The 6321-nt window shown below is 38.6% G+C and carries 6 protein-coding genes; 3 read left to right on the forward strand and 3 right to left on the reverse strand.

The features are described from left to right. Positions 1-1456 (forward strand): peroxidase family protein (locus UC75_RS13995; RefSeq protein ID WP_228137381.1); only part of this gene is annotated, 1456 nt, incomplete at its 5' end. Between the two features lie 72 nt (positions 1457-1528). Here UC75_RS13995 and UC75_RS14000 read toward each other — a convergent pair. Further along, on the reverse strand, positions 1529-2581 hold the full coding sequence (locus UC75_RS14000; RefSeq protein ID WP_005302032.1) for an MBL fold metallo-hydrolase: 1053 nt from the start codon (positions 2579-2581) through the stop codon (positions 1529-1531). Positions 2582-3238: 657 nt separating this feature from the next. Between UC75_RS14000 and hcaR the strand changes: the two genes are divergently transcribed. Then, a complete protein-coding gene (hcaR, locus tag UC75_RS14005; protein WP_004794873.1) occupies positions 3239-4144 on the forward strand; it encodes a DNA-binding transcriptional regulator HcaR in 906 nt (301 codons plus the stop codon). Between the two features lie 266 nt (positions 4145-4410). Next, positions 4411-5088: a DUF1345 domain-containing protein gene (locus UC75_RS14010; RefSeq protein WP_049837944.1), complete on the forward strand. Its 678-nt coding sequence runs from the start codon at positions 4411-4413 to the stop codon at positions 5086-5088. A gap of 59 nt (positions 5089-5147) precedes the next feature. Here the strand turns inward: UC75_RS14010 and UC75_RS14015 are convergent, their stop codons facing one another. Next, complete coding sequence (locus tag UC75_RS14015; RefSeq protein ID WP_049837945.1) at positions 5148-5753, reverse strand: glutathione S-transferase family protein; 606 nt, start codon at positions 5751-5753, stop codon at positions 5148-5150. Between the two features lie 49 nt (positions 5754-5802). Continuing rightward, on the reverse strand, positions 5803-6321 hold a 519-nt coding region (locus UC75_RS14020; protein ID WP_228137382.1), incomplete at its 5' end, for a helix-turn-helix transcriptional regulator.

The following is a 6321-nucleotide window of genomic DNA, read 5'->3' on the forward strand; positions in this document are numbered from 1 at the left end:
TGCACCATTTATTCGTGCGACTTTCGGCAACATGGCAATGGATGACGAAGAAATTGTTGCATTGATTGCAGGCGGCCATACCTTAGGTAAAACCCATGGTGCCGCCTCTGCTGACCATGTTCAGGCTGATCCTGAAGGCGCCCCAATTGAACAGATGGGCTTTGGCTGGTCAAATAGCTTTGGTACAGGCGTTGGTAAAGACGCGATCACTTCTGGTTTAGAAGTCATTTGGTCACAAACACCAACACAGTGGAGCAATTACTTCTTTGAAAACCTATTCAAATACGAATGGGTACAAGAACGCTCACCTGCTGGTGCAATTCAATGGGTAGCAGCAGATGCTGAAGCAATCATTCCTGATCCATTCGATCCATCAATTAAACGTAAGCCAACAATGCTGACTACAGATTTGACCTTACGTTTTGATCCTGAGTTTGAAAAAATCTCTCGTCGCTTCCTTAACGACCCACAAGCCTTTGCCAATGCTTTTGCCCGCGCATGGTTCAAATTAACTCACCGCGATATGGGACCAAAAGCACGTTATCTAGGTCCTGAAGTTCCAGCTGAAGATTTAATTTGGCAAGATCCATTACCTGCTGCTAGTGCTATACCATCGGCTACCAGCATTGCTGATGCAAAAGCAAAAATTATTGCACTAGGGCTATCTGCTGGCGAGTTGGTTTCTCTTGGCTGGGCTTCAGCGTCAACCTTCCGTGGTGGAGACAAGCGTGGTGGAGCAAACGGCGCACGTATTGCCTTATCACCGCAACGCGATTGGGAAGTAAACCAAAAAGCTGTTGAAACTTTAACTAAAATTGAAGAAATCAAAGCCTCAACTCAACTGTCATTGGCTGATCTAATTGTGCTAGCAGGTAACGTTGGTGTAGAGCAAGCTGCTCAAGCGGCAGGTTTCAACATTAGCGTTCCATTTGCCTCTGGTCGTGTTGATGCATTACAAAGTCAAACTGATGTCGAATCTTTCCAATTGCTCCGCGGCCTTGCCGATGGTTTTAGAAACTGGAAAAAAGAGGGCGTCAATGCAGCAACTGAGGCATTATTAATTGATAAAGCACAGCAACTGACTTTGACTGCACCTGAGTTAACCGCATTGGTTGGTGGTTTACGTGTTATAGGCACGAACTGGGATGGTTCGCAACACGGCGTATTCACTCAGCAGGTTGGCGTACTCAGCACAGACTTCTTCACGAACTTACTCGACATGTCTACTGTATGGGCACCTGTTGATTCAACAAGTGAAGTATTTGAAGGTAAAGACCGTAAAACAGGCACCGTAAAATTTACTGCAACACGTAATGATTTAGTATTCGGTTCAAATTCAATCTTGCGTGCACTGGTAGAAGTTTATGCTCAAGCAGATGGTAAAGAAAAATTTGTACAAGACTTTGTTGCAGCATGGACTAAAGTCACGAATCTTGATCGTTTTGACTTAGCTTAATTTAAGTCTAAACTATAAAAAGCCAGTTCAAATTGAACTGGCTTTTTTAATTAAATATAAAATGATGTACTTTTATACAGTCAATTTATGCCCTTCTCGAATGCAATAAAAAGGATTCGCAAGTTTCGATGAAGCTTTAATTGCTTGAGCTAGCGCATGTTCAGGATCTTCTCGGTCTTCGTCGGTCAACTGAAAAGTTCGATAATGAATCGCAACAGAACGATGAGCTTGCAAATCTAAATGTGCATGCACAGCATCTTGAGGGTTCATATGAACATAACTCATTAACTTGCGAGGTTCATAAGCTCCGATCGGAAGCAAAGCAACACGTGGTGCACCATAACGAGCATGGATTTGCTTAAAATGCCCCGCATAACCCGTATCACCAGCAAAGAAACAATGCCCTGTTTTCGCTACAACCGAAAAGCCACCCCAGAGTGCTTTATTCTGGTCACGTAGGCCACGACCAGAGCCATGCTGTGCAGGTGTATAGATTATTCTTAGTTCGTGATAGGGAATTTCTTGCCACCAATCCATCTCAATCACATGAAACTCTTTGGGTAGGTAAAAGCCATTCCCGAGTCCAGTGTAAATCGGCATTGCGAATTTTTTATGTAGCCACTCAAGCGTAGCCAAATCCATATGATCATAATGATTATGACTAAGTAGAACACCATGAATCGTCGGCAATTGTTCTAATGCAAAACCTGCTGGACACACACGGCGAGGTCCACGACCCTGTGAAGGGCTTGCATAATCACACCATACGGGATCGGTAATAAAGTTATAAGGCCCGATCTGAATCAATACAGTTGCATGCCCAACAAACCAAACTTGCCAATCATCTAAATCTGCCTGAGGACGATTTTGAGGTAATGCCACAGCCGTATTTACACGGGTATCGTATTCATTTTGAATATCAACTTTCCATGTAAAAGACTCACGTGTAACTAACCAACGTAATAGCTCTTTTGAGCCTCTAGCCGGCGATTTAGGCTGTTGGTTATAAAAACGTGTATCAGATTCACGCCCTGACTCGGGATGATAAAAAGGAGGTTTTATCCATGTATGCGTCCAACAGGACTGAGTCGGCAATTGATATGTTAATGTCGGCTTGTCTTTCATGGGCTTTTCTATGTTTTAGCATCGGCAGAATGGATGTGTTCAGGTTTCTATCTTAACAATTAAAACAAATTAAGCTATGGCACTTACACTTATTTATCATATAAATATCCCTTTTATTGTGGTCACAGCCAACATAAGTTGAGTTAGATTGCCATAAAAAATACATAGATGTGTTGGGTTTATGCGTCGATAATTACCATTCTTATTAAGACTGCTTGTATAACATAACAATAATTAGTCACGTGAAATTGGGGGTGAGTTAAGTGGTTTTGCTTCGGTGAGCCCTACTTTTCCTACTTCAAACGTTTTGCCAGCTTATAGAACAAAATATTTAGTAACACTTAAAGCCAATTCATTCTTAAAGAATTTATATTTTATAATATTATTTTATATTTCTTCATTTTTGCATATTATGAGAATCACCTATACTAATATTTAAAACATTTAAATATTTCTTTGATTAAGTAAAAATAATGTATTTAAACCACCCTAATTAATATATTTTATGAATTACTTGAACTTAGATTTATATATTAAATGTTTAATGAAAATTAAAATTCCATTTATTTTATAAATACCTAAAGTACCTTCACGCTATATCCCTTTATGCTTTATACTTCACATAAATCATAGTAAGACATTTTTTGGATTAGTCTTATGGAACTACGCCATCTCCGATATTTCATTACCGTTGCTGAAGAATTAAATTTTAGTAAAGCCGCCCTTAAACTTTTTACCGCACAACCCTCCCTTAGCCAACAGATTAAAGATTTAGAAGAAGATGTTGGTGTACGACTTTTAAATCGCACTAAACGTAAAGTTGAATTAACCGAAGAAGGTGAAGTCTTTTTAGAACATGCTCGCCTGACCCTTGCTCAAGCTGAAAAAGCAGTTGCTCTGGCACGACAGGTTTCTAAGGCTAAACAGCAGCTGCTCCGTATCGGTTTTGTTCCCATTGCAGAAATGAAGATTTTTCCTTACGTTCTTCCTAATCTGCGATTACAACACCCCGATCTCATCATTGAACTATCTAATCTAAACAATACTGAACAACTTAAATCCTTAAAAAAAGGTGAGTTAGACATTACCTTTACTCGAGAAAATACAGATAGTGATGAGATCCAAAGCCAATTTGTTTTGACTGAACCCTTGATTTTTTTACTTCCTAAAAATCATCCACTTACTCAATATGAACGAATTCCTGTTCATGCATTACAAGGCGTTGACTTTATCATTCCTGCTGCCGAGCAGTCACAAACATTACATAACACGATTTTAGACTTTGCCAAAACTCACAATATTGACCTCAATATTGTTCAAAAAGCAGATAGCATGTTGTTTAATATTAACTCTCTTGGCTCTGGATTAGGTTGTACAATTTTACCTGCTTACGTTGCGCCTTTAGGCATCAAAAATACAGTAGTCCGCCCTCTTGATGTCGAGTTACCGACATTGGATTTATTCGTAAATTACCGTAGAAACTCACAATCTTTAGGCGTCCAAAAATTTATTGATCAACTCACTAAAGTATTTCATCTGGATAAAAACTTAACTCACACCTAATCAGAAAAGCTATATTTTATTTTAAGCCCATGATTAATAAGGACACCTTTATAAAAGGTATAAGTAAATAATATTTTTTATTTATTTTATACTTTTTATAAACAGTTTAGTCCGCGCTTTTGTTCTATTTTACCTACTCGGTAAAAGTAAATATCTCTTAAATACAATTTAAAATCTTGGAATAAAATCCATATAAAACTAGATATTATTTTCACCATTTAATAAAAAATAATATATTTACCATTTGGTAAAAGGAGATTAGGAAAATGGTTGCAGTATTTCAACATCTTGGACGTAGTGTACTAAACCGCCCTCATTTCTTTATTGCTTTATTTATAGGATTTATCACAGCGAGTATATTGACATGGTTCACCTCATGGAAATGGTCAACTATTTTATTAGTCAGCTGGAATACTTCGATTAGTATATATTTACTACATGTTTGGCAGCTCATGAAAAGTGCTGATCATTCACAAATGCAGCAGCAAGCCAAAAAACAAGATGAAAGCAAATGGGTCATTATGCTGATTGTTCTATTGGCTTTAACCATGTGCCTAGTTGCTATTTTAATACAGCTCTCACAGCTTCCTTCTGATCATTCTGCAAAGTTAGGTCATGTGGCTTTAGCTTTACTGACCATTGTTTCTGCATGGCTTTTTATGCATACCGTTTTTGCTCTACATTATGCCCATGATTTTTATATGGCTTTATCTAGAAATGAAGAAAATGGTGGTCTAGATTTTCCGGGAACAAAACAGCCCACTTATCCTGATTTTCTATATTTTAGTTATATTATTGGGACTTCTGCCCAAACTGCCGATGTTTCGATTACCACCAAACACATGCGTCTTTTAAACTTATTTCACGCGGTGTTGTCTTTTGGGTTTAATACCACCATTTTGGCGATCTGTATTAACGTTGCTGCTGGCTTTCTTACTAACTAAAAACTTGTATTTAGGAAATAAAAAAGTCACCCAAATGGGTGACTCTAAACAGCAGAGGTTTACAACAATGAGCCCATAGTGCTTTGTTTTAAGCCTTCACGTTGCTTGATGGTTTCAACATAACGCGTAATAGCAGGATGAGATTCAATCGCTCCCATTTTCAATTGCCATAACAGCATTGCTCCAACGCTTACATCTGCGGCGGTAAATTGTTCGCCACACACATACGGATTGGCTTCACTAAGCCCTTGTACTAAAGCTTGGTAGGCATCGTTGTAATCACCATAACCCACAAACATTTTTTGCTCAGGAGACACATCTATTCCGAGAGCTTTATCAACACCAGCAGCTTCCCATGGGCCTGCCATCAAAAATAACCAGCGATAGTACAAACCACGTTTAGGATCATCTAATGCAGGAGCTAAACCTTTATCGAAAAATTTATCAGCAAGATAAGCACAGATTGCACCTAGCTCATAAATAACGACATCGCCATCTACCAATACTGGCACTTTTCCAAAAGGATTAATTTTTAGATATTCTGGTGTTTTCATTTCAGTCTTGTATTCGACTTCAATACGTTCACACTCAACACTTAATTCGACTAAAAGCCAGTCGACCACAACACCACGTGATTCTTTGTTAGTATAAAGTTTAAGGCTCATTTTTATGGCTCCTTGTTTATCGTGGAACCTAGTCTACAAAACCTCTTTGTCAGTTTTTGTCAGTAGTCTTCGACTCTTGTGCCCACCACTGCTGGAACAGTTGCTGTTTAAATGATGGATATAACTCTTGGGTTAAACTCAAGTGTTGAATACGGTCCATTCTAAAATGCCGAAAGTCCTGTCTTAGCTCACACCATGCAGCTAAAACAATTTTTTCATTAAAATATCCCAAGGCAAAAGGCCACAAAGTTCGAACACTACTTCGTTGCTGCTCATCATGATAATGCATCGAAATTTTGACTTGCTGCCGAATGGCTAAACGTATCTGTTCGACTTGTTTTTCATCTACAGGTAGCCATGTGTTAAATGCTCTTAAAGTCGTCTGCTGTAATAAATATTGCCGATGCTCGGGCAAAACAGAATTCAATTTAGCTAATACAGATGTAGATGCCGATTGTAACGATTGATCTGGCACACTCTTTAACCAATACAATGCCAGAAAAATAGCTTCGACTTCATTTTCATTGAGTGTCATTGGTGGCAGTACAATATCTTCTTTAAGCTGAAA

The organism is Acinetobacter sp. V2, assembly GCF_001188385.1.
GTDB classification, from domain to species: Bacteria; Pseudomonadota; Gammaproteobacteria; order Pseudomonadales; family Moraxellaceae; genus Acinetobacter; species Acinetobacter oleivorans.